At 33.9% G+C, this 25,400-nt stretch carries 22 protein-coding genes; 15 read left to right on the forward strand and 7 right to left on the reverse strand.

Features of this window, described 5'->3' with window-relative positions; all coding sequences use genetic code 11:
- Positions 1-93: 93 nt before the first annotated feature.
- From JE46_RS07290 to JE46_RS07335, 11 genes are all read left to right on the forward strand, one after another.
- Complete coding sequence (locus JE46_RS07290; protein WP_031454603.1) at positions 94-3,450, forward strand: SusC/RagA family TonB-linked outer membrane protein; 3,357 nt, start codon at positions 94-96, stop codon at positions 3,448-3,450.
- 5 nt (positions 3,451-3,455) lie between these two features.
- A complete protein-coding gene (locus JE46_RS07295; RefSeq protein WP_031454604.1) occupies positions 3,456-4,853 on the forward strand; it encodes a RagB/SusD family nutrient uptake outer membrane protein in 1,398 nt (465 codons plus the stop codon).
- A gap of 27 nt (positions 4,854-4,880) precedes the next feature.
- Complete coding sequence (locus JE46_RS07300; protein ID WP_051872835.1) at positions 4,881-6,275, forward strand: TlpA family protein disulfide reductase; 1,395 nt, start codon at positions 4,881-4,883, stop codon at positions 6,273-6,275.
- Between the two features lie 399 nt (positions 6,276-6,674).
- Complete coding sequence (locus tag JE46_RS07305) at positions 6,675-9,482, forward strand: M16 family metallopeptidase (protein ID WP_031454606.1); 2,808 nt, start codon at positions 6,675-6,677, stop codon at positions 9,480-9,482.
- Positions 9,483-10,018: 536 nt separating this feature from the next.
- The gene (locus tag JE46_RS24490; protein ID WP_236010717.1) at positions 10,019-10,237 is read left to right on the forward strand and encodes a hypothetical protein; all 219 of its coding nucleotides are present in this window, start codon (positions 10,019-10,021) and stop codon (positions 10,235-10,237) included.
- 77 nt (positions 10,238-10,314) lie between these two features.
- Complete coding sequence (locus JE46_RS24495) at positions 10,315-10,485, forward strand: hypothetical protein (RefSeq protein ID WP_236010716.1); 171 nt, start codon at positions 10,315-10,317, stop codon at positions 10,483-10,485.
- Between the two features lie 421 nt (positions 10,486-10,906).
- Entirely contained in the window at positions 10,907-11,956 is a 1,050-nt protein-coding gene (locus tag JE46_RS07315; protein WP_031454607.1) for a hypothetical protein, read from the forward strand.
- Positions 11,957-12,074: 118 nt separating this feature from the next.
- Positions 12,075-14,291, forward strand: a complete 2,217-nt coding sequence (locus tag JE46_RS07320; RefSeq protein ID WP_031454608.1) for a molybdopterin oxidoreductase family protein — start codon at positions 12,075-12,077, stop codon at positions 14,289-14,291.
- Between the two features lie 16 nt (positions 14,292-14,307).
- Positions 14,308-14,877: a 4Fe-4S dicluster domain-containing protein gene (locus JE46_RS07325; protein WP_031454609.1), complete on the forward strand. Its 570-nt coding sequence runs from the start codon at positions 14,308-14,310 to the stop codon at positions 14,875-14,877.
- Between the two features lie 9 nt (positions 14,878-14,886).
- Positions 14,887-15,405, forward strand: a complete 519-nt coding sequence (locus tag JE46_RS07330) for a Rieske (2Fe-2S) protein (RefSeq protein ID WP_031454610.1) — start codon at positions 14,887-14,889, stop codon at positions 15,403-15,405.
- 21 nt (positions 15,406-15,426) lie between these two features.
- Positions 15,427-15,678, forward strand: coding sequence for a DUF6755 family protein (locus JE46_RS07335; RefSeq protein WP_031454611.1), 252 nt, complete (start codon positions 15,427-15,429; stop codon positions 15,676-15,678).
- A gap of 92 nt (positions 15,679-15,770) precedes the next feature.
- Here JE46_RS07335 and JE46_RS07340 read toward each other — a convergent pair whose 3' ends face one another.
- From JE46_RS07340 to JE46_RS07350, 3 genes are read right to left on the reverse strand one after another with little or no spacing between them, the layout of a single operon-like run.
- Positions 15,771-16,289, reverse strand: a complete 519-nt coding sequence (locus JE46_RS07340; protein ID WP_031454612.1) for a hypothetical protein — start codon at positions 16,287-16,289, stop codon at positions 15,771-15,773.
- Positions 16,267-16,734 (reverse strand): hypothetical protein, encoded by a 468-nt coding sequence (locus JE46_RS07345; RefSeq protein ID WP_157505883.1) that lies wholly within the window; start codon positions 16,732-16,734, stop codon positions 16,267-16,269. Before JE46_RS07345 ends, JE46_RS07340 begins: the two co-directional genes overlap by 23 nt.
- A gap of 7 nt (positions 16,735-16,741) precedes the next feature.
- Positions 16,742-17,203, reverse strand: coding sequence for a hypothetical protein (locus JE46_RS07350; protein ID WP_051872836.1), 462 nt, complete (start codon positions 17,201-17,203; stop codon positions 16,742-16,744).
- Between the two features lie 246 nt (positions 17,204-17,449).
- Between JE46_RS07350 and JE46_RS07355 the strand changes: the two genes are divergently transcribed.
- The 3 genes from JE46_RS07355 to JE46_RS07365 all read left to right on the forward strand — a co-directional run bounded on the left by JE46_RS07355 (position 17,450) and on the right by JE46_RS07365 (position 20,677).
- On the forward strand, positions 17,450-19,477 hold the full coding sequence (locus tag JE46_RS07355) for a sensor histidine kinase (RefSeq protein WP_031454615.1): 2,028 nt from the start codon (positions 17,450-17,452) through the stop codon (positions 19,475-19,477).
- Positions 19,474-20,217: a LytR/AlgR family response regulator transcription factor gene (locus JE46_RS07360; protein WP_031454616.1), complete on the forward strand. Its 744-nt coding sequence runs from the start codon at positions 19,474-19,476 to the stop codon at positions 20,215-20,217. The genes JE46_RS07355 and JE46_RS07360 overlap by 4 nt, the downstream gene beginning before the upstream one ends.
- A gap of 130 nt (positions 20,218-20,347) precedes the next feature.
- A complete protein-coding gene (locus JE46_RS07365) occupies positions 20,348-20,677 on the forward strand; it encodes a DUF4870 domain-containing protein (protein WP_031454617.1) in 330 nt (109 codons plus the stop codon).
- Positions 20,678-20,900: 223 nt separating this feature from the next.
- Here JE46_RS07365 and JE46_RS07370 read toward each other — a convergent pair whose 3' ends face one another.
- The 3 genes from JE46_RS07370 to JE46_RS07380 are packed head-to-tail and all read right to left on the reverse strand — an operon-like array spanning position 20,901 to position 22,645.
- The gene (locus JE46_RS07370; RefSeq protein WP_031454618.1) at positions 20,901-21,647 is read right to left on the reverse strand and encodes a hypothetical protein; all 747 of its coding nucleotides are present in this window, start codon (positions 21,645-21,647) and stop codon (positions 20,901-20,903) included.
- 26 nt (positions 21,648-21,673) lie between these two features.
- A complete protein-coding gene (locus tag JE46_RS07375) occupies positions 21,674-22,153 on the reverse strand; it encodes a DinB family protein (protein ID WP_031454619.1) in 480 nt (159 codons plus the stop codon).
- 27 nt (positions 22,154-22,180) lie between these two features.
- The gene (locus JE46_RS07380; RefSeq protein WP_031454620.1) at positions 22,181-22,645 is read right to left on the reverse strand and encodes an Mpo1 family 2-hydroxy fatty acid dioxygenase; all 465 of its coding nucleotides are present in this window, start codon (positions 22,643-22,645) and stop codon (positions 22,181-22,183) included.
- A 161-nt stretch (positions 22,646-22,806) separates the two neighbouring features.
- Between JE46_RS07380 and JE46_RS07385 the strand changes: the two genes are divergently transcribed.
- Positions 22,807-23,352, forward strand: a complete 546-nt coding sequence (locus JE46_RS07385) for a DUF4494 domain-containing protein (protein WP_031454621.1) — start codon at positions 22,807-22,809, stop codon at positions 23,350-23,352.
- A gap of 614 nt (positions 23,353-23,966) precedes the next feature.
- On the opposite strand, the gene JE46_RS07390 is transcribed toward JE46_RS07385, so the two are convergent.
- On the reverse strand, positions 23,967-25,223 hold the full coding sequence (locus JE46_RS07390) for a TMEM143 family protein (protein WP_031454622.1): 1,257 nt from the start codon (positions 25,221-25,223) through the stop codon (positions 23,967-23,969).
- Positions 25,224-25,400: the final 177 nt, after the last annotated feature.

Genomic DNA, 25,400 nt, shown 5'->3' on the forward strand with positions numbered 1-25,400 from the left:
AGGAAACGGCTGCACGTATTACTTATGCGAACATTTCTATTGCTAATAAGTTTTTTACTTTTATCATTTAGTCCGATAAGTTCTATAGGGCAAATGAAAATAATTGTAGAGTCTAGTAAAAGACTTACAATTGATGAAGTTTTTGACCTAATTAAAAAACAAACCAATTATCATTTTGTTTACGAGCAGGATTTAAATCAAAAGTTGCCTTCAGTTTTAATACGTAAAGGGAAATTAGATGTAGATGAACTTTTAGAAAAAGTGTTAGACAATACTAATTACGAGTATTTACAAACAGGCAAAAACACGATTTTAATCAAAAAAAGAGAAATCCTGACTCAGAAAATAACGATTATGGGAAAGGTAACTGATAAATCAGGAATGCCGCTTCCGGGAGTAACGGTTCATATAAAAGGGAATGCGACTGCTACTACAACAGACTTTGATGGTATGTATAAATTAGAAGTATCGTCTCCTCAGGATGTAATCGTATTTAGTTATGTAGGTTTTAAAACCATTGAAGTAAAAGTTAACTCTCAGAAAGTAATAAATCAAACTTTGTTAGAAGATGTCACAGAGCTTGATGCTTTACAGATAGTATCTACAGGATATCAAAACATTTCTAAAGAAAGAGCAACAGGGTCATTTCAGAAAATTAATGAAGATGTTCTGGACTTTAAGATCTCTCAGGATATTATTTCAAAAATTGAAGGAGAGGTTTCCGGTGTTTTATTCGATAATACAGATGGGGTAACCATAAGAGGATTAAGTACTATTAATGCTAATGACGACCCTTTGATTATTGTGGATGGATTTCCGGTTTCACAAGATTTGAATTCTATTAATCCTAATGATGTAAAAAGCATAACAATTCTTAAAGATGCTGCAGCGGCTTCTATCTGGGGTATTAGAGCTGCTAATGGTGTAATCGTAATTGTTACTAAAAAAGGAAGCAGCCGAGAAGTGCCGACAGTTAGTTTGTCATCAACAACTAAAATTACGTCAAGATACGATCTGAATGATTTAAAATATGCGCCTACTTCCAGCTATTTGCAATACGAAAAACACAGAGCAGATAACAGATGGGTCACATTTCCAACTAATTACAGTGCACCAAGGTTAAGTAAAGGTTTAGAAACTTATTTAAAGCAAAACAATGGTAGTATTAATCAAAGCCAGGAGGATGAAATCATTAATGGTTTATTAGCTAAAGATAATAGAAATGAGTTTGAAGACTTATTTATGGCGAACACTATCTGGAGCCAGCATAATGCCAGCATATCAGGTGGAGGAACACGCAGTACCTATCGTGCTTCGCTTACTTATAATAAAAATGAAAGCTTAAATTTTTTCAAAAATAATGATCGTGATGAGGTTATTGTTAATCTGAACAACAGTATTGATCTTTCAAGCAAACTGCAGCTGAATTTTAATTTTAATCTGGATACTTACAATTATAAAAACAACGGATTATCATTTTCTGATTACAGCAATTTATTCCAATATCAGGATATAGTAGGAAGTAATGGAGAATATCTGCCGCAGCGTTACGGATTTTATAATGCTACAATAGCTGCTAATTATCCTTATTCATGGGATTACAACCTGAAGCAGGAATTTGACAATAAAAACAACGATACTAAAACAACATTACTTCGTTTACAGACAGAATTAAAATATAATTTCACGGATTATTTAAATATTCAGGGGAAATACCAATACGAATGGGGACAGAATACTATAAATAACTTATTTAGTGAAGAGACCTTTTCCGTGAGAAGCTTAGTTAATACTTACACTGCGAATAATGCAGCACTAGGCAGATATGTAAGCACAATTCCGAAAGGAAGTATCTTAGAGAATCAATTTGGACAAAGCAGGACGCATTCAGGAAGGTTCCAGCTTAATTTAGATAAATCATTTGACGACCATAATATTACTTCGGTTGCAGGGTATGAAATAAGAAGGGAGATGAGTAATACTTTTGGAACATCTAAATATGGATATGATCCGGAATCCCTAACCTATGCCAATATTCCATTTGGTGCTATAGTAAATATTTCTCCTTCGGGAACAGGTACGATAAATGACCCAACCCGAATAACTGAAATAGAGAATAGATTTATATCGTATTTTGGTAATGCGGCCTATGCATACAAAAGAAAATATATACTTTCCGGAAGTATAAGACTTGATGATGCGAACCTGTTTGGAGGAAGCAGCGAATATAGAAATATCCCATTATATTCAATTGGACTTAAATGGAATCTACATGATGAGCCGTTTATGAAATCAATAAAAAACATTAATCTGCTGAGTCTTAGAGGAACGTATGGCAGCAATGGAAATGTAGATAACAGCACGAGTCCATTTTTACAGGTAGGCATAAGCAGAGATTCTCAAACCAGTAATCAGTATGGCTTTGTTTCCACTGTAAAAAATCCATCATTAAGATTAGAGAAAACGTATGTACAAAACCTGGGGTTAGATTTTGGATTTTTTAATAATAGATTAAGCGGAAGCATTGAATACTATAACAAAAAGAGTGTAGATTTATTATCGACAGTTGCTATATCTTCTACTTTAGGTTTTAATTCGGCTCTTGTTAATGCCGGAATAATGACGAATCATGGTATAGATACGCAGCTTACTGGCCGAATAGTTGATAATAAAAACTTCAAATATCAAACAACCTTAAACTTTAGTTATAATAAAAATGAAGTGACTAAAGTTGATGTACCTACCCAAACCATCAATACCTATTTAGACGGTCAGCCATTAGAAGGCAAACCATTACGATATTTGTACAGCTATAACTATATTGGTTTGGATTCAAACGGATACCCGTTAACATTAAATCAGAATGGAGATGTAATTGATGTAAATGGAAGAAATGAACAAGGAGTGAGTGAACTTATTACAGATGTAAATGCTTTGGTTTACAATGGTTCTTTAACACCTAAATATTATGGAGGCTGGGTTAATAATTTTAATTACAAAAACCTTAATCTGCGTATTCTGACTACTTATAAATTTGATTATGTATTTAGAAACAGAAACGTTTTTGATTATTATGATGTTCGTTTTGGTTTAAATAATGGGCATATACATGAAGATTTCGATAAGAGATGGCAAAACCCTGGAGATGAAAATAATACGATTATCCCAAGAATACCTACCGGAGCAAACGATTTTAGAGCTGGATACACATATTATGCAAATGCAAAACAGTTTATTGACGATGCTAGCCATATCCGGTTAAAGCAAGTGGCATTAGGGTACAATCTTAACAGTAGGGCATTACAGGCAATAGGTATTAAACAATTTGAACTTGGTTTACAAATTGATAATCTGGCGGTTTTTACTTTTAATAAATGGAATGTTGACCCGGAAAGCATGTATTACAGAACACCAGCATCTTATACATTTAATATTAAAGCTAACTTTTAACGAAAATGAAAAAAATATACATATCATTTATTTGCCTTATAACTTTAACGGCATGTAACAGAGAAGAGTGGTTGGATATAAAACCTAAAGGCATTATTATTCCTCAGAAAGTGTCAGATTACAGATTGCTGCTTGATCAGTCTGCAATCACTTCTACTTCAAAATCACCAGCTTTGGTAACTACCTATTCAAATGTAGATTTAATGGGGGATGAATACCAATATGATAATCCAAATGTAAGTGCATCAGTTCCTGAAAATGAGCAAAATATGTTCTTATGGAAAGATAATTTTTTTAATGCCGATCAGGAAGATCAGGATTGGCAAAACCTTTACGGTCAAATATATGTCACAAATGTTGTCTCTGAAGAAATTATGGATGCAGAGGGAGATATGAATGATAAGTTACAGCTTCAGGCAGAAGCAAAAATTCACAATGCCTATGCTTACTTTGCTTTAGTAAATTTATATGCTCCCCATTATAATCCAGCAACTGCTTCTAGTGTATTTGCGGCTCCATTTAGAACCACTACCGATTTAGAAGATGTAAAATTGCCGCGTGCAACCGTAAAACAAATTTATGATTATGTCATAGAAAATGTAACTTCTTCTATTCAGTATTTGCCAGATTTACAAGCCAATACTACACTAAGACACAGACCGGCAAAAGTAACCGCTTATGCATTTTTATCCAGAATATATTTATATTTAGGAGACTATGAAAATGCATTAAAGTATGCCGATCTTACACTGGCTCTTAACAATAAACTCCTTAATTACAATACGGTTGCTAATAATTCTTCTAATATTATTAATATGCCGCTGCCTCAGAATAATCCGGAAATAATATGGTTGAAAAAATCTTCAAAACCCTTTAGAACATTACCTCTGACACAGGAACTCTATAATTTATACGAAACCAGAGACCAAAGAAAACGACAATTTGCCCCGATATCTTTATTTGGTATTCCCGGAAGTGATTATGCATTTGCTACTTCATTTTTTGTATCCTTTAGATTTTGCGGATTTTCTGTACCGGAAATTTTACTGACAAGAGCAGAATGTAATGCCAGATTAAATCGTTTAGATGCTGCTTTGACCGATATTAATTATTTAAGACAAAATCGTATCCCGGCAGCTGATTATAGAGCATTAGCAAGTACCAGTCAAACTGAAGTGATTGATATGGTGTTAACTCAAAGGCGATTAGAGTTAGTAGGTCAGAGTTTAAGATTTTTTGATATTAAAAGATTAAATCAATTTCACAATGCCAATATCAACTTAACTCACAAGTATAATGGACAAACGGCTGAGCTTAAGGCTAACAGTAAAAATTGGGCTGTGCCAATTGCTACAAAATACATTTTGGCAAACCCGGAAATAGGAGAGAACGATCGCGAGTAATCCGTTTAACTTAATAATTTAATATAAATGCAAATTCCACATAAAATAAAAACATTACTTGTTTTAACTTTAATACTAAGTTATGTTTCCGGAACAGCCCAAAAGAAAAATGATTTTGTTGTTTTTTCGGGTGTGATCAGCAATAAGATTGAGGATCAAATAAAAATATATGATTTTCAGAACCAGGTTGTTTCAGAAATAAAACTTTCACCAGAAGGTAAATTTACTGAGACGTTAAAATTAAAAGAAGGTTTCTACACTTTACAGCATGAAGATTTTTCAGCTAAATTGTTTTTGGAGCCCGGATCAAACTTAAGTACTTCATTTGATGCCAAAGATTTTAAAAAAAGTTTAAAATTTTCAGGTCAGGGAGGACCGGTCAATTCTTATATTCAGAAAAAAACAAGCAAGAATTGGGGAGTTGCAGAGGACTTAAAAATTCGTTATGCACTTAGTGAAACCGATTTTAAGCGTATGATGAACAAAGCAAAAGCCTCGAAAGATTCTCTGCTTCTTAGTCAGGTAAATATTTCGGAAAATTTTAAAAATAAAGAAAAAAGAAATATCAATTATGAATATATTAATGAGATGATTAAATATGAAACTGATCCTGCTCATTATACTCAAAATACTGATTTTAAAGTATCAACAGATTTTTTGCCTGAGTTAAAAACATTTGATTACGATAATTCAGAAGATTTTTATTTCTCAAACTCTTATAAGAATATAGTATTGGCGCATTACCGAAAATTGGGTAAAGAACTTGCAGAAAGAGATAAACATGATAATTATTATCTTTCTTATATCACAGCAGTTTCGAGCGCAAAAAATCAGGATATAAAAAATATACTTCTTTACGAACATGCTAAGAATGCAATTGCATATATCAGCGATGTTCAGGAATATTACAAAGTATTCATTAATTCATCAACAGATGAGACTAATAATAAAGCTATAAGCCAGATTTATCAAAAACTGCTACCTCTTTCTAAAGGAAATGCGTCTCCAAAATTTGTTGGTTATGATAATTATGGCGGAGGCAAGGTGTCTTTAGATGATTTAAAAGGGAAATATATTTACATAGACGTTTGGGCAACCTGGTGTGGTCCTTGCAAAGTAGAAATTCCACACCTTGGTAAAATTGAAGAAGAATATAAGGGAAAGAATATTCAGTTTTTAAGTATTTCCATAGACAAACGCGCGGATATAGAGAAATGGAAAAAAATGATAAGCGATAAAAAAATGGGAGGCATTCAGGTTATAGCTGATAATGCCTGGGATTCTAAGTTTATTCAGGATTATTTTATTAAAGGCATCCCACGTTTTATTTTGATAGATCCTCAGGGAAATATAGTTTCCTCAAACGCACCAAGACCTTCGGAAGCAAAATTAAGGGATTTGCTTAACGGGCTGAATATTTAGTACTAAAGAAATTGGCAGACTTCAGTTATCGGCTTAATCAATACAAAGATTAAGCTGGTAAAACTGCTGTAACTGCAAAATTAAAATCCAAATGAGAAACTATTTTCTTGCTGTGCTGAGTTTTTAATTTGTCCGGAAAATTCAGTTAAGTCATGATTCGCCTTTAGAATATATTTCAGCAGAAAGGCTGAGCTTTTGTCATATTTTTAAGCCTGCTTTTTTTGAAATGAGGCAAGCTTTAAAAATTTCATTATTTATTATTTTGAATTAGTAAGCAACTGTAAATGATGATAAAGGGTTGTTTATACAACCCTTTAAAAAATATTAAAAGTAATTTTAAACAGGCCCTGATGACCAGAAGAAAAAGAAAGTAATCAATCAAATTGTATCCATAAAAAAATGAAACAAATTATAGTATCTCTGTTAGTCTGCGTGTCTTCTTTGACGATTAAGGCTCAGGAAAATAGTTTAAATGAGGCGCTGCCTACTGATAAAAGTATTATAAAAGGGGTATTACCTAACGGTATTACCTATTATATAAAAAAAACCGATGTAGTTAAGGGAGCTGCGAGTTATTATATTATTCAGAATGTGGGTTCTATTCTTGAGAATGATGACCAACAAGGACTTGCCCATTTTTTAGAACACATGGCTTTTAACGGTACCGAGAGCTTCCCAGGGAAAGGTATTTTGAATACGCTTCAAAAAAATGGGGCTGTTTTTGGAAAAGATATCAATGCCTACACTTCTTTTGACGAAACGGTTTATAATATGAATAATATTCCAACCAAGGACGGTCTGGTAGACGTGTGTTTAACCGTTTTGCGAGATTGGTCGAATAAATTATTGTTAACCAATGAAGAAATTGATGCCGAAAGAGGGGTAATCAAAGAAGAATGGCGTACCAGACAAAACGGACAAATGAGACTTTTTGAAAAATCAGTACCAATTAGTTATAACAATTCCAAGTATGTTCAGAGAATGCCAATAGGACTAATGTCTGTTGTTGAAAATTTTGATTACAAGACACTTCGTGATTTTTATCATGACTGGTACAGGACAGATTTACAGGCTATCGCTATTATAGGAGATATTGATGTCAAAGAAGTCGAAAAAAAGATTCAGGAAAAATTTTCAGGTATTCAGGCGGTTAAAAATGCCAAACAGCGATTTGTTGTGGATATTCCCGGCAATGAAAAAATGCAATATGTCCTTGGTACCGATCCTGAAATTTCTTCAGCTTCAATAAGTTTAGGGATTCGTCATAATGTATGGAAAGAAGAAACAGCAGGAGATTTAAAACGAGGGCTTTTAGAATCTATAGCTTTGAGCATATTGTCTGAAAGAATATCAGAATTAGCACAGAAACCTACAGTTTCATTCCTTAGCGCACGTGTATTAGATTCACCTTTGTCAAGAACAAAAAAAGCATTTAATGTTGTAATTACTCCTAAACCAAATCAACAGCAAGAAGCTTTCGGTCAGGTTTTGACAGAAATAATCCGGGCAGTGAAATTTGGTTATACAGCATCTGAAATTGAAAGAGCCAAAGAAAACATCAGGACGGCTTATGAAAACCAAATTGCGGCAAAAAATCAAAAAAGCCATGCAAGTATTGAAAATCAGATACAGGAAAATTTCCTGACAAATGCTGTGATTACGGATATTGATAAAGAATATGGTATTGCAAAAGAATTATTAGCCGGAATTACTAATGAACAACTTCATACTGCTATAAAAGGATTCTACACTAAAGAAAACAGATTTTTAATTGTTACCGGAGTAGAAGGGCAGCAAAATTTATCTGAAGACCAGGCAAATCAAATTATAACAGCATTAGAAAACAGCAGTTCAATTGAACCGTATAAAGAAGAGCTTGCAGGAAAAACACTTATGTCTGGTACCGAAATTAAACCAGGTACTATTATTTCTGTAAAGAGAGATAAGAAAACTGGCGCTTCTACTTTTTATTTGAGTAACGGTGTTAAAGTACATTATAAGTTTGTTAATAAAGAGAAAAATCAGGTTAGTCTAAATGCAATTAGTGATGGCGGAATATCACTGTTAAAAGATGCTGATTTGCCATCTGCAGATTTTGTATCTAATTTAACTCAGATGTCAGGTCTTGGAGAATTTAATGCTGCAGAACTTAAAAAAGTAATGGCAGGCAAAACAGCGTCGGTATCTTTAGGGCTAAGTGATATCAATGAATCTGTTTCTGGCCGTTCTAATACTAAAGATGTTGAGACCATGCTACAGCTCATTCATCTTCATTTTGTAAAACCTCGTTTTGACGCAGAATCATTCAAAGTAATGCAGAGTAATATCAACAATTACATTGTAAGAAGAAGCAAAGATGTGGGCGAAAAAATGAGAGACAGCTTAACACTGGCTCTTTATGGAAAAAATAATCCAAGAGAAGCTATTTTTAATCAGGACTATGCTGATGCTGTATCATTTGAAAAAATAAAACAGATTTATAAAGAAAGATTTGCGGACATTTCAGACTTTGAATTTTTTATAGTTGGAGATGTCGAAGAAGCTCAGTTGAAGCCTCTTCTTGAAAAATACATTGCAGGGATTAAAACTGAGAATAAAAAAGAGAAGTATCTTGACAATGAATCCGAATGGCTTTCAGCAAGAATTGATAAAGATATTTTTATAGAAATGAAAGATCCTAAGACTGTTGTCAATATGATATATAGAAAAGAGATGCCTTACAGTATTAAAAATACAATTTACAGCAGTGTTTTAGGGAAAATACTTCAGCTTCGAATCACGGCAACAGTGCGTGAGGCCGAAGGAGGGGCATACAGTCCAAGTGCTTCTGCAGGTTTTTCGAGAGAACCTAAATCCAGAGCTAATGTTTCTTTTAGTTTTGACTGTAATCCGGATATGGCTGACAAACTGGTTGCTATTGTCAATGATGAATTTAAAAAAATTGCAGAAGGCAATATCAATGATGAAGATTTAAATAAAATTAGAACTAATCTTTTAAAAGAAAAAGAACAGTCCAAAGATAAAAACTCCTATGATATGCAGCTTATCACTAAATATTACAGATATGGTGAGGATATAAATGATCCTAAAAACTTTGAGGATATTGTAAGTAAAATGACTAAAAAAGATATTCAGCTTATAGCAGCGGAAATTCTTAAAGGCGGCAAATCTTATGAAATAGTATTTAAACCTAAACTTAAAGTGTAAAAAAAATTAAATACAATTTTTTACTGAAAACTTCCCATTTAAATTATCGAAGAATTTAAATGGGAAGTTTTTTTGTATCGTTTCCTAATTCTGAATTTCTTTAAAAAAAATTAAAAGAGATTAGATGTAACTAAAAAAGGTTTTTTTGTCGCATAAGTATTTGATTGGTTTTTAGCATTTATATCTTTCATTCATGGGCTCAAAATCGGTTGGTGAAATTATTCGAAAAGAGTATGGTCTGACGATCCATTTTTTTATATTATTATCTCTAGGCATATTTTAGTTTTTCCTGTCTTAATATTTAAGGCTGAAAATCAGTCAAAGTATTTATTATTTAAAACTTATTGAATCATGAAAACACGTTTTCCAATACTATTATCGTTATGCATATTCAGCTGCTTTGTATCAGCTTAGAGTCAAAAACCAGACTATTGGCATTGTTTTAAATGAGGAATTCATGAGTACCGGCAGGTGTTATTCGTGTTTTTGGAGGATTTTTATCCGATAAATTTGGAGCCCGAAAAGTGGTCTATTGGGTGTTAAGTACTTCGGTAGTATTGAGTTTTCTGCTTTTATTTCCAAGAATAGATATCACCACCTGCGGGAACGGTTTAATGGCAGCGAAAGCAGGAACAGTAACACAAATTTCTTCTTCCAAAATAGTTATTGGAGAAAGAGAATATTTAGTTACTCCAAAAGAGGTTAAGGCAGAACACTGTCCGTTTTTTCCATCAAAAATAGCTGGCAGGAAGTAGTGGCAGCAGAAAATCAAAAAGTTTAGAAAAAAGAATTAATTGCAGACGGAATAACACAAATTCATTTTGAAGCGAATATGTGGATTTATCTTGTATTGGTTATTTTGATTGGCGCTTGCTGGGGAATTGGTTCAGCGGCAGTTTACAAACACATTCCTGAATATTTTCCAAATCAGGTAGGGGGCATTGGAGGAATGGCAGGAATGATTGGTGGTTTGGGAGGATTTATCGGACCAATAGTTTTTTGATATTTACTTGCTTTTACTGGATTTTGGACTAGTTCATGGCTCTTTATCTTTGCTTTATCAATTACATGTCTGATTTGGATGCATCGCGTAATTGTAAAAATGACCAGAGAAAAGTTGCCCGAATTTGCTCAGGATATGGACAGAAAAGAAACTGTAAAATAAATATAAATAGTATTTGTTTTTATTTTAAATAAGAAATGATTAGCCCATTGATTCTTTAAATCAGCCTAAAATCAGCCTTTTTTATTGTAAATTCAGTGTTGAATATCATAACATCACAGAACGTTATTGTTAATGATTGGTACTTACGTAATTTAACTTATTTTTTTACTTAGTTTTGCTCAAAAATATAATTTTTAAAAATTAACCGTTACTCTTTTTAATTGGTATTTAAAGGTTAGCTGGTGCAATATAATTTAAAATGAAAGATAGAAAGTACAATATAAAAGCCTTACTCATTGCTACTTCGATGTCCATCCTAATGATTGTATTAGTGTTTTACGGATCCAGAAAACTGCAAAATTTTGATGCGGCATTAATTACGTATTTATTTGGGACAGTATTTGCTTTTTTTGGTATTGTGTACCGCTATTCTGTTTGGCTGCAAAGACCTCCAACCTGGATATATTTTAAAAGAGGAATTAGTTATCTGTTTACAGGAAAAGTGTTTTCTCATTTTTGGTTTGCTTCTAAAGAATCTATTGAAAATATTGCTTTTCAAAAGTTTATCTATCCAAGAGGAAAATACCGATGGATGGCGCATTTTATGATTGCCATAGGTTGTACTTCTGCTTTTTTAATTACGATTCCGCTGACTTTTGGATGGATTCATTTTTCAATGGCGCCTAATAGCATAAGCGTATACGAGGCACATTTTTTTGGCTTTAAAGTCATGGATTTTGAATTGGATTCCATTATCGCATTCTTGACTTTTCATGCTTTAAATTGGTCTTCTTATTTGGTTATTTTTGGTTCATTATACTATTTAAGAAGACGTTTGACAAATCCGGGTTTGATTGCTACTCAAACTTTTGAAGGTGATCTGTTGCCTCTCATTTTATTAATTGCTATTTCGGCTACAGGTTTAGGATTAACCTATTCGTACCAGTTTATGAAAGGTTTTGCCTTTGATTTCCTGGCCGTTTTGCATGCTGTAACGGTAATTATGTTCTTGATTTGGATTCCGTTCGGGAAGTTCTTTCATATCATTCAGCGTCCGGCGCAAATTGGAGCCCATATTTATAAAAAGCAAGGGATGAAAATGGGAATGGCTGTTTGTGAGCATACTGGAGAAGCATTCACCACCAGTTTACATATTAAAGATCTTAAAACAGTAACAAAAGAATTGGGTTTTAATTTTGACAGACCAGACGGAACCTCACATTTAGATTTAAGCCCTGAAGGAAAAAGATCCCGTTTAGCCCAAGCGCACCTGAAAGCCCGACAAGAAGGCGGAAATTTATTTGGATAATTTATAAGTAATCAATCTTCGTTTTTTTTAGTATTCAGTTAGAGTTTGTGAATTAGCTACATTAATGGATACAAATAATATAAAATAGGGAAAAACCAAGAAAAGAAAACATAAAAACATGGCAAAATTACCTGTTTCAGAACAAAACATTATAACACAATTTGGTCCACATAAAAATTATACTCCTAAGGATGGATATGAAGGGAGAGATGAACCGGATGAATTGGTAAAAACGCATTGCTGTTTTTGCGGAATGCAGTGTGGTATTCAATTGTCGGTAAAAGACAATAAAGTAGTAGGTTTTGAGCCTTGGATGGAATTTCCATTCAACGAAGGAAGATTGTGTCCAAAAGGCGTACAGCGTTATTTACAAAACAATCATCCCGACCGTCTTTTGTCTCCACTAAAAAGAGTAGAAGGACAGGGATTTGTACCAACATCCTGGGATGATGCAATGGGTAAAACCGTTTCGGAGATTAAAAGAATTCAGGAAAAATATGGTAACGATGCATTTTCCGTTCTTTCCGGAGTTTCGCTGACCAATGAAAAAAGTTATTTGATGGGTAAATTTGCCAGGGTAGCTTTGAAAACCAAAAATTTAGATTACAATGGGCGTTTGTGCATGGTAAGTGCAGGAGCGGGAAATAAAAAAGCATTTGGTCTCGACCGGGGTTCTAATAATTATTCTGATTTAGAATATGCCGAAGTTATAATTGTAGCCGGTGCCAATGTTAGTGAAACTTTCCCCACTCTAACCCACTGGATCTGGAAAGCCAGAGATCGGGGAGCAAAACTTATCGTTATTGACCCAAGAATGATTCCGTTGGCCAGAACAGCCGATCTCCATTTGGATGTCCGTCCGGGTACAGATTCAGCATTGTATGGCGCTATGCTAAAATATTTGGTCGATCATGATATGCTGGATCATGATTTTATTGATAATCATACGTCCGGTTTTCAGGAAACCATAGATGCTGTAAAAGAGTATACCTTAGAATGGGCAGAGGAAGTTACAGGAATTAAAAAAGAAAAAATTGAACAAGCTGCCAGATTATGGGGCAAAGCCAAAACGAGTTTCTTACTTCATGCCCGCGGAATCGAACATCATTCTAAAGGAGTAGATAATGTTTTGGGCTGCATTAATTTGGTTTTAGCGACAGGGAGAATTGGACGCCCATATTGCGGATATGCTACTATTACCGGACAAGGAAATGGGCAGGGTGGTAGAGAACATGGTCATAAATGCGATCAATTACCAGGAAACAGAGACATTGAGAATCCGGAACATCGCAAATATATTTCAGAAGTTTGGGGTATAAATGAGAAAGATTTACCCGGAAAAGGTTTGTCGGCGTATGAAATAATCGAAGCCATTCATCGCGGAGAAATCAAAGGATTGTTATCCATTTGTTTTAATCCTTTAGTTTCTTTACCCAATAGTAATTACGTTCGGGAAGCTTTGGAAAAGTTAGAATTTTATGTTTGTATTGATTTTTTCTTAAACGAAACAGCCCGTCATGCCGATATTGTTTTGGCAGGTTCATTACAAGAAGAAGAAGAAGGCACAACTACTTCTGCCGAAGGGCGTGTTATTCGCATTCGTCAGGCAGTAACTCCTCCCGGAGATGCCAGAACCGATACTTCGATTATTTTGGAATTAGCAAAACGATTAGGAGTAAAAGATAAATTTACCTACGATAACAGTGAAGCTGTTTTTAATGAACTACGTGTAGCTTCAAAAGGAGGAACTGCTGATTATTATGGAATTACCTACCAAAGAGTTGAAGACGAAATGGGCGTTTTTTGGCCATGTCCGGAAATTGGACATCCCGGAACACCTCGTTTATGGGAAGATAAAAAATTTAGGACAGCTGATGAAAGAGCTCATTTTAATCCGGCTCCTTACAAACTTCCGGGCGAAGTTCCAAATGCCGATTATCCGGTAATTTTGACTACAGGACGTGTGGTTTCCCAATATCTGAGCGGTACACAAACCCGAAGAATTGGAAAACTCGTTGATCAGTATCCGGAACCATTATTAGAAATTCATCCCAATCTGGCGCAACAATACGGGATTAAACAAAGAGAATTAATAAAGGTCACTACCCGCCGTGGCGAAGGCATTTTTCCTGCAAATATTGTAGAAACGATTCGGGAAGATACGGTTTTTATTCCGTATCACTGGTCTGGAAAAAAATCGGCTAATCAACTAACAACAGGAGAATTAGATCCAATTTCTAAAATTCCGGAATTCAAAGTTTGCGCCTGCCATTTAGAACCATTACATGAAATAGCACCACCTTCGAATGAATCTTTGGCCTATGCCAGTGTTTAATCTTTAAAAACAAAAAATGAATTATACCAATTTTAATAAAAATGAAGAGTTTTTTGTAGATATGCAACGTTGCATTGGTTGTAAGGCCTGTGAAATGGCTTGCGCTGAATGCGAAACAAATGGACAGGAATCTATGATACATGTAAATTATGTAGACAGAGCTTCAACTGTGCAGACAACTGTTCAGGTGTGTATGCACTGTGATGATCCTGTTTGTGCAAATGTATGTCCTGCTGATGCTATCTCAAAAGACGAATTCGGAATTGTACATACCGCCAATACAGAAAGATGTATTGGTTGTTCAAATTGTGTAATGGCTTGTCCATTTGGAGTTCCGAAAAAAGAAGAATCTTACGATTTGATGATGAAATGTACAATGTGTTACGACAGAACAAGCGTAGGCAAAAAACCAATGTGTGCTACTGTTTGCCCAAGCGGGGCTTTGTTTTATGGCACCAGAGAGGAAATACAGGAAATGCGTCCAAACAGCTCACCTGTAAATACTTTCCTTTTTGGTCAAGAGGTGGTGAATACAAAAGTTAATATTATGATGCCGAAAGGCAGTAATGAATTAATAATTTATTAGAACAAATTCATGTCTAAAGAAGATAATTTAAATAAAAACTGGAAAAAAGATTTTCCAATCGAAAAACAACAGGCGACCAATGTAAGTCGTCGTGATTTTGCAAAATTCCTGACATTAGTGTCAGGAGGGTTAATGGTTGGAAGTGGTTTGGTAGCAGTTAAAGCCCATCTTTTTCCGAAGGATGAGGTAAAAGGAGAGCACTTTGTATGTAAAAAAGATGAGGTACCGGTAGGTGGTACCCGTGCTTTTGTTCTGGAAGGGAGTACAATTCCTTATATATTGATTCATCTGGAAACAGGAGAGTTTAAAGCTTATGAACAAAAGTGTACTCATCTTTCCTGTTCTGTTTTTTACAAGCCCGGTACCGGAGTTATTCATTGTCCATGTCACGAAGGTTCTTTTGATGCGCAGACCGGAGATGTTATTGCAGGACCGCCACCGAGAGCTTTGCCTAAGTTAGAAGTGTTTTTTAAAGATAATGCTGTTTATGTAAAAGCAGCTGAAAACGTAGAAGAAAGTTTAGGATAAATCAGTAAATAAAATAAGAGTATGAGTAATTTTAGAAGAAGTCAGAACCAAGCCAATCCTAATAAATTGAATGCAATACTTTCGACCATTATCTTTATATTAATTCTAAATGTAACGATTCAAATTTGGTTATTGTATGCCTCCTTAAACAATGCTTTAGATAATAATAAAGAAATTCTTATTCCTGCTTTTGTCGCTTCTTTTATATTATTTTTAATAGGTATTGGTTTGCTCTATTATCTTCCAATTGGGAATTCGAAAAAGCAATTGTAACCGTATTACCTGTGTAAACCGTTCTGTATAATTAAATACTCATTTTTAATATTAATTTCTTCAGTTTTATTGAATTGTCTTTTTTGCACATTCTAATTTGTTAAGCCCTGAGCAGAGTCAATCATTTTGTTAATTCTCATTAGTATTTGTTCTTCATATATTTCCTGCTTCGCATCGCTTTTTTTTCCAGAACTGAAATTTTCACTTATCGCATAACTTTTTACAAAATGACTTTTTTTTGCCCCAAGGCTATAATGCCAGCTGCCCATTTCGGAACTGACAAAGATCACAGCTTCTTCCAGTTTCATGATTTTTTTCTTTTCAGAAACAGGACTCATTCTGTAAACTGAGTTAGCTCTCAGATCAAAAGTATAGCTAATTTTTGCCCTTATCAGAATATCATATAAACTATGAATAACACCATAGGCTAATAAAATGTAAAGGGCAAAAAATAAAGTTTCATCCAGCATTTCTCTAAATAATGGCAATAGAATTGCTGTAGCAAAAATCCCTGCTAAAAACCATGATGATAATTTCTGGAGTGGTTTTAAAGGCTGAAATGAAAACGAATTTGAGTTTTCTTTAATATTATATTTTTCCCGTATGTTCATTCTTGTCAAGTATTTCGTCTATTTCGTTTGCCAGATTCTGCATTGCTCTTGTGGTAAAGCCCTGAGCAATCAAGTGCGTTTTTTCTTTTCCGTCTTTTAAATAATTGATATTTAGAGAAGTGTTGATTGTAATAAAATATTGCTTCATTCTTATCAGTTCAAAATTTTGAAAATCTTTCAGGGCAATAGGAACAGGTTTCCCAATTAGCCCTACTTTGATGATGATTTCCTGTGTGTCTAAATCTATAATAACCTGTTTTGACCAAATAGAAATAACAGCACAAACAGACAAAACACCAAATATCCAGAACATAGTCATATTGTCGATCCAAATTCCGCCTATTGCAAAAGCAGCAAGCCCTGTGCTGATCATTATAGAAAAGCCATATTCACGTTTCATGACATATTTATTGCCCTCTTTTATAAAATATTTTAGCTGCGTCATGGGGAACTTATTCTATGGTTACACCGTCTATAATTAAGGAACGGCAATTCAGTGAAAAATACGAGCTCGAATAATCACCATTTAGCTGATCGCTTAAGGCATCTAATGTTGCACCTTTAAATTCAAATTTTCTCGATGGCGTTTTCCCGTAAGTATCCGTCATAGTCAGTTCACCGTCGATTCCGTTTTTATTTTTAGCAAAAGCGCTCAACAAAGCAATACTTTGTTTTTCAAAATCAATTGCCAGATAATGATTTTTTGGATCTGTTTTGTCTAACGGATCTTTTGATGGCAAAGTTGAGTTTCTCGTAAAAGAAACTGTTGCAGAGCGAACGGCTGCTGTAATAGTTTTATTTCCGTCTTTTACGGTGATTTCAATTTTTGTACGTTTTTCTTCAGTTTGTCCATAGCTTATTTGAGCAAAAAAGCAAAAAAAGATAAATAGTAATGAAAGGATTTTCTTATTCATGATAGTGTTGATTTTAAAATAATTTAACAGAACAAGATTACTCCATACAAAAACCAATAGCAATTGCGAATTGGTAAATGGAATGTTTAGATTTTTATTTGGTTAATTCTAAAATATATCAGGAAACAGGCAGTTTTTGGTCTCCAATTAAGTATTTGTAATCAGCTTTTTATCATTTAAAAACCATGATGAAATGTTTGGTAAGTCTAATCACAATTTGTACTTTGGCGACAATTACCATTATTTATGCTTCAAATTTTTACATCTGATTTCAAAAAAACGAGAAAAATTCACTACCCTTTTTTGGTGTTATTTTGCTTTTTATTGACCATCGTAATGCAGGCGCAAAGTATCTCTACTGTCGAAAAAATGGCGAGTCAGGGTTATGCCAGACGTTTTTCTGATACTGTAGCTTCTCTTAAAATCCAGCAACAGGCTCTTAGTTTGGCAATAAAAAATAAGAACAAAGAAGATGAAGTGATTTGTTATTCGTATTTGGCATTAACACAGAGGCGTCTGTTGCATTTAAAAGAGTTTTTGCATTATGCAGATACCGCTTATTACCTTTCGCAGAACATAAATAAAATTAGGGCAAAAGCATATGCGGCTGGGGCAATGGGGTCTTTAAAATCGTATATCGATGATAAGCCTCAGGCACTTGAGTATTCTCTGGAAGCCTATAAATTGTTTTCTAAAATAAAGGCACACGATCAATGTGCCAAAATTGCTTCAGATATCTCGTACCTTTTTTCACCTGCATCACCTCCAAAAGTCGAAAAATATGCAAGAGAAGCAATGGTTCATGCTGCAAAATCCGGAGATGCTGAAAGCGAGTTGTATGCAAGATTAGCTTTTGGAAGTTTTTTGACCGATAAACTCGAAACCGGAGGGATAGCAGATTGGGAAGCTGCCATAGATTTTTTTAAGGAGACAGTTTCTTTGGCAGAAAAAAAATCAGATCAAATTGTCAGCAAAAGCAACATCGGAATTGCTTATATCAATCTTGCTGATCTTTATACCAAAAGCCCACAGCCAATTGACGAAAAGGCTTTTTTGAAAAACCTCGAAAAAGCCACTGCAATTGCCAAAAAATACAATGTAAAAATCATCTATAGAAGTGCGATTGGACTTCAGGGATATTACTTTACCCAAAAAGGCGATTATATAAAAGCAGAACTTCTTTTTATTGACGGAATCAATTACCAAAAAAGCCTTCCGTATACTGATAATTATCTGTTAGCTACATTTTACAGCTCTTTAAAAGATGTTTCGGTAAAGCGAAAAGATTTTCAGGCCTACTATGGTTATGATACGCTTTATGCAAAATACAATCAGTTAAAATACAACGAGTCGACCCAGTCAAAACTCCAAAATGCCGAGGCCAGATATGAATCTTCCAAAAAAGCAGAACGTATTAAACAACTGGAACTCGAAAACGAATTACAACAGAAAAATAAGTTGTTGGGTTATGCCATTGCAGGAGTTTTACTGATAGGACTAATATTTATGTTCAGGTCTTATTACTACCGTCAGCGATATTATCAGAACAGAGAAGATTTTTTAAAGCAGGAACAAGCCAATAGCGATCTGAAAGTACAGTTGATGGAAAAAGAAACCATCGAAAACCTTTCGGCAAGACTATCATTAGAAAGACGATTGCTGCGTTCGCAAATGGATCCGCATTTTATTTTTAATGCCTTAGGGAACATCCAAAGTATGATTTTGCAAAAAGATACTATCCCGGCCGTTTCTTATCTCAATAAATTTGCAAAACTCACCAGACAGGTTTTAGAACAATCACGCAAAGAAACCATTTCTCTTGAAGAAGAAATCAATACCTTAAAGAATTACATAGAACTCCAGCAGCTACGCCTAAACAATGGCTTTGACTATGTAATTGAATGCGACGATGCTGTTGAAACAGATGTTTTAATTCCGCCCTTATTGATTCAGCCTTTTGTAGAAAATGCTGTTGAACATGGCTTAAAACCACAGGAAAATAATGTACGCGGACGAATCGAAATTTATTTTAAAGAAGATGAAACCGGGCAAAGTTTAATCTGTACAATTAAGGATAACGGAATAGGGCTGGCTGCTTCGGGAAAATTAAAAATCAACGATGCACATCAATCTTTATCCACAACTATCACAGAAGAACGGTTGACAAAAATGCAAAAAGAGAATCCCGATGCCGGTTTTACGGTAAAAGAAAGAGATCCGGAAACAGACGGTCAGGGTTGTATCGTAATTATAAATATTCCAATACTACAATGATATACAAAACAATAATTATTGAAGACGAACACCGATTAAGAGAAGCCTTGTCGATTATGCTGGAAATGGTTGCCGGAGACAGCATCCAGATTATCGGATATGCTGAAAGCATTGATGAAGCCAAAAAGGTAATAGACAGACTCAAGCCTGATCTGGTTTTTATGGATATAATGCTCAAAGACGGAACTGGTTTTGAGGTCCTGCAGCAAATTTCGTTTAATGCTTTTCATCTCATCTTTACGACGGCCTATGAACAGCATGCAATCAACGCATTCAAATACAGTGCTGTTGATTATTTGCTAAAGCCTATAGATCCGCAGGAACTAAAAACCGCAATTGAGCGTATTGCCATTTTGCAGGAAAGAGTTCTGGAAAAACAGCAAATTACCGAATTGCAGACCAATCTGTCTAAAACGCCTGACAGACTTGTTTTGCCAACTCAGGAAGCAATGTATGTTGTGAAATTAGAACAAATTTTAAGATGTGAAACTTCGGGCTCCTACACCACTTTTTTCCTAACCGATGGCCGAAAAATCATGGTCTCCAAACCGCTAAAAAATTATGAGGATATTTTGGTTCCGCCAGTTTTTTTTCGGGTACATCAGTCACATCTGATCAATATAAATGCCATTTTGAGCTATTCCCGCGAAGGAATGATTCACATGAATGACAAATCGGTTGTGCCAATTTCGAGAGCAAAAAAGGAGCAATTTTTCAAACTGATGAAAGACGAAATTTAATTTTACAACAGCGATTTACAGTATATAGATTTAACTACGGCAAATACCAACTAAAAGCTACCCATGACAAAGTGGTGGTTTCACATTCGTTTCATTGTATCTATTTTTGGTCCAACTAATAATTAGAACAATGAATAATAAAACCTTATCAATCCTGAGCTACATCACCATTATTGGTTGGATCATAGCCTTCGTAAAAAGCAAAGACATAACGCCAAAAAGCGATCTTGTAACGTATCATCTTAAGCAGGGCTTTGGAATTTTTCTATTTTCTTTCGCAGTAAATATTATACTTTCTGTAGTTGTGTTCACGGTTACGTCGCTTTATTTTCTTAACTACATTGGTTACGCCATTTTTATTCTGTGGATTTTTGGCATCATCAATGCTGCCAACGAACAAAAGAAACCAATTCCGGTTATCGGAAAAATATTTGAAGACAAATTTAGTTTCATAAACTAAAATTTAATTTTTACCTTTTGTTGCATTTTAATTTTGGATAGAAATATTATCCCAATGCGTTCAGGAATACAAATTGGGATAATTTCTAATAGAAAAAGCACATTTACAATTTTAGAAGCTTAATCCGGCCATTCGCTATATCTTTTATGGCGAACCCCGCCACAAAAGGATGCCACTGCTGTCCGGGCTAGGGCTTTAGTTTTCAGTAGAAGAAAAGAATAATTTACTCCTCAAAAACTTTTTCGGTACTCACAGAATTATTTTCCTGATACAATTTTTGCCCAATAACACCTTTATCGCCTAAAGCCCGTCCTTTGATTAACCATGCAATTCCAAAAGCAAAAAGCGAAAGTGATTCAAAAACCAAAGTCGAATAAGGAAAAAGATAAAATTTTTCCGCTACAGGTACCATGATAATAAATGTCAATATCGAATAACCGCAAAATCGGTAAATGTTGTTTTCATTCAGGACACTTTTAGGAGTTTGAATTTCTTTTTCCTGACGAATTGTAAAAACATTGATAGCCAGTAAAGCGAATATTAAAAACAATAACGCCGCAAATCCATAATGAAGCCAGCCAATCCATTTTTCATTAAGCGGAATAAGGCTGTACATTTTATCGGATATAATATCAGGATTTGTAGGAAATAAAGCTACACCCAGAGCCATAACTCCGGCAATATTAGTTAATAAGTTGTCGTTTTTCCAGACTGAAATATTGCCACGGCCTTTATAACAAATCAAAAATAAACCTACTGCACATAAAGCTCCGGTAAAAATTTCCCTCAGATTCGTATAATAGTAATGACTTATCGAATGTTGAACAGGAGTTTCGAAAAAAGAAATAAAAGACAAAACAACTAACAGTACCGGCAGGCTAATTCCCAGATAACCAATCGCACGCCGAATTCTTCGATAAGTAAAAATATCATAATTTTCAATTTTTACTTCCTGATTGTTTATTTTCATGGTAATGATTATTTTGGGTATTGAAATTACCGCATTATATCAGTGTCAACAGGAGTGTAGCCTAAATGCCTGTTTAAGGATAAAATTTGCCCTTTGTGATGATATTCGTGAGTAATAATATGAGTAAAAATCTTAAACGGTTTTGCTGAATTTTTGATATTTTGTACTTCATATACTATTTCATCTTCAAAATCATCCATTTTTGAGATAAATTCCAACATGAAATTATCTACATCATCAAACAGTCTAATGACGTCTTGTATTGTTTTAAAGTTTTCGTATTCAGAATAGATTACATTTTTTTTCAAAACAATATTTGCTATCCAGTATTCGTAAGTGTTTGCAACATGAACTAACAGATTTCTAATGCTTCCTCCACGACCAAATGAAGTATTTTGATTAACAAAATCTTCTGCTGAAATTGTTTTACAAAACTCAAATAATATTCCACGAGATTCTTTTATGAATTCATATTGCTCTTTAGAGTATACAGCTATAAATTCCATAACGTAATATTAAATTTAGTTGAGAAGTTATTTCTTAGAAAACAAATTCTCCACAACCCATGCCGGACCAATCATTAAAAACTGAATATCTTTTAGGAAAGAAGGCTTTTTGCCTTCAATATTATGTCCATAAAATTGCCCAATCCAGGCAATAACAAACACACCTATTGAAAATATCCACAGGGGCAATAACTGTGCGATATAATAATTGGCAATCAAACAAAGTGCTGAAAAAACAGCAATCTTAAGAGCCATAACAATTGATAATCTGATATAGAAAATAAGTACAAAAAGTAAAACCACAAAAGCCCAATTTTCAATAATTGGAGCATTTAATTTTAAAGTTGTAGAGATAAGCCCGGTCGGGATACTCATAAGTAATCCTACTATAGAAAAGTAAATTGCCGGAACACATATATAATGTATCGCTTTGTTCTTTGGGTTTTGGTGGCTCACTGCATATTCTTCAAACCATTGTTCTAATGTTCTCATTTTTCAGGGTTTAGGTGAATATCAAAGCTATTAAATATTTTTGAGTTTGTTGTAAATTTCGTTAAAGATTCTGGATTTCAAAATTGTGAATATCTATTTTACGAAAAGACGATTTTATTTCCGTTAAAATCTATCTTTGGCTTCCTTAAAAAAAAACAAAGATGAGTGCAATTTGGTATGAGTGCAAGGTAAAATATAGAAAAACGGATGATATTGGATCACAAAAGGTTACAACAGAGCCTTATTTGGTAGACGCAATATCCTACACGGAAGCTGAAAGCAGAATTAATGAAGAAATGAAGGCGTATGTAAGTGAAGAATTTAAAATCACGAATATAAAAGTGGCAAATTATGCAGAAATTCATCCTTTCGAAAATGCAGACCGTTGGTTTAAATCGAAAGTATCATTAATAGCTTTTGATGAAGAAACTGGAAAAGAACGCAAAACAAACATGTATTTATTAGTACAGGCCAATGATGTAAAAGAAGCATATGATAACACCGTTTCAGTAATGAAAAACACGATGGGCGATTATACAATTCCGGCTATTTCAGAGTCACCAATTATGGACGTTTTTCCTTATTTCAGTGGTGAAGAAGAAGAGTTGGAGCAATTAGAAAGATTCAATGCCCTCAAAGCTTCTAAGCCAGAACTGGTTGCTGTGGGAGAAACGGCAGAGGATTTTACTGAAGCAGAAACAGACTAATTATCAATGAGATAATTAGTCATAAAACAAAAAAGAGAACTTATGGTTCTCTTTTTTGTTTTAAATAATTTGGTAAGCACTTTATTTATTTATAGTAAAAATTTGTATGAATTTATTCTTGAGAAGAACCCTCGTAAGAACAAGTTTTTCTTTTCTCAAAAGCGTACAATCCTATAGCAACGCCTTTGAGGTTTTGAAGGAGAGATGTTAAAGTTCATTTTGCAAAAGCAAGACAATAATAGCGGCAACAACAAATGAAATCCATAAGACTAGAAGTATTTTTGTCGTTATATGTTTTGTTTTTTTATAGCTTGTATGAGACATCTCTTTTCTCGATTTTAATGATTTGTAATTTTAACTTTTGATTGAAAACGACTTCAAAAAATGATAAAACTAACTGGTTTTGTTAAATTTATAAATAAGGCCAATATTACGAATTAAATCGATAAACTACAAAATAAACCGACAAAATACCTTAAAAAAAAAATAAACAGGATTTTACTTTAATAATGCGTTGAAAACACTGAGATTTTGCTTGATACGGGTATAGAATTTCAACTAAAAAAAGCAAAAAAAAAAACAACTACTATGTTGTGCTTTTGTGATAGAGAATTTTACTTGTGATTTTTGGAAACAGGAAAGTTTTTTTGGTTATAATCAAAAGCTTCATCCCATAATTTATCAATTTTAATCAGAGCTTTGTCGAGCGGAATAACTTCCCATTTAGTATTGGTTTCAATTCCAAGACCAATGTTTTTTAGTTTTAATAAAGCATCTTTTACATCAAAATCAAGGTTTGTGTTTAGTTTAGTTTTAAACCATGACTCTATTTGATCATCAATTTCTTCTGCTGTTAACGGAATTTTACTTTCGTGTAAAAAGGTATAGGCTAAAATAGTTTCCTTAAGTACTTCTTCTTCAGATGAATTTAACAGCGAATAAAAAGCACCACTATTATTTCCCAGATTTTTAAAATACAGGCTGTCCGAAAGCATTTTAGAATATCTGATTTTTTTGTTTACAAAATTGTTGTATTGGCGAAAACAGTAAGCAGATAAAATTCCCAATGCAATTAATCCCTGATTTAAAGAAGTTTTACTGTTTAGTATATCAATAGCTTCACCCGTTTGATAGGCATCATACATATTGATCAAAGCCGGAATTACTTTTGCACTTAATAATGAGACTCCGCCAAAAACTCCCGGTATCCAAAGAAGTAATTTATCGGTAGTAGACATTCTTGGAATTGCATTTGGAAAAATGGTTTCAAGATCGTTTTTAGGGACACGTTTAAATATTTTCAAAACGATCGATCCCGGATCGACAGGCATCTTTCCTAATTTTACTTTTTTCTTCTTAAGATAATCGGCTTCATTATAATTTAGATAAATCATAACGCGATCATAATATTCAATCTCTATTTCTTTTTTCCAGAAAATATGTTTAGTAATTTTTTCTTTCGCTTTGTGATGACCGCGAACATACAGTTCATATTCTTTAAAAGCATTAAGGTCTATTGAAAGTTTTAAACCAATCAAATCCGAATCTTTAAAAGCTTTGTCCAATGCTTCTTGCTCAACGCGGCGATAGTTGCCATGATCTAAAACTTTGAGAAGTGTTTCTTTAAAGATCGAAAAATCACTCTTGCCTACAAATCCTTCACGTTCTTTCTCACTTAAATCCGGATCGAATAAAGCATAGTTTTGTTTTAGATTTCGATTAAGATTAAAAGCTTCATAATGATAGTAATGTTCGATGATATCGAATAACTTTTTAAAATCGTCTGCTTTTTTTTGATCTTCTGCAAAAGCAGCTATTTGTTGATCGAGTAAGAATTCCTTATTAAAAGGAATGTAATGTTCTCGTGTCATATGAATTTGGATACTTTAATCTTAGTAGTATTTTCTTAAACGCAAAAATACCACTCGAAATTTGATTTTAAGTGGTAAATGTATTAAAGTTTAGTTATTGTTTAAAAGAGAATGATCTGATTGAGAATTTATATATTTTTATTTTAATGGCATGGTAAAAAATGAAATTTGTAGTAT

Source organism: Flavobacterium chungangense LMG 26729, from assembly GCF_000735715.2.
Classification (GTDB): domain Bacteria; phylum Bacteroidota; class Bacteroidia; order Flavobacteriales; family Flavobacteriaceae; genus Flavobacterium; species Flavobacterium chungangense.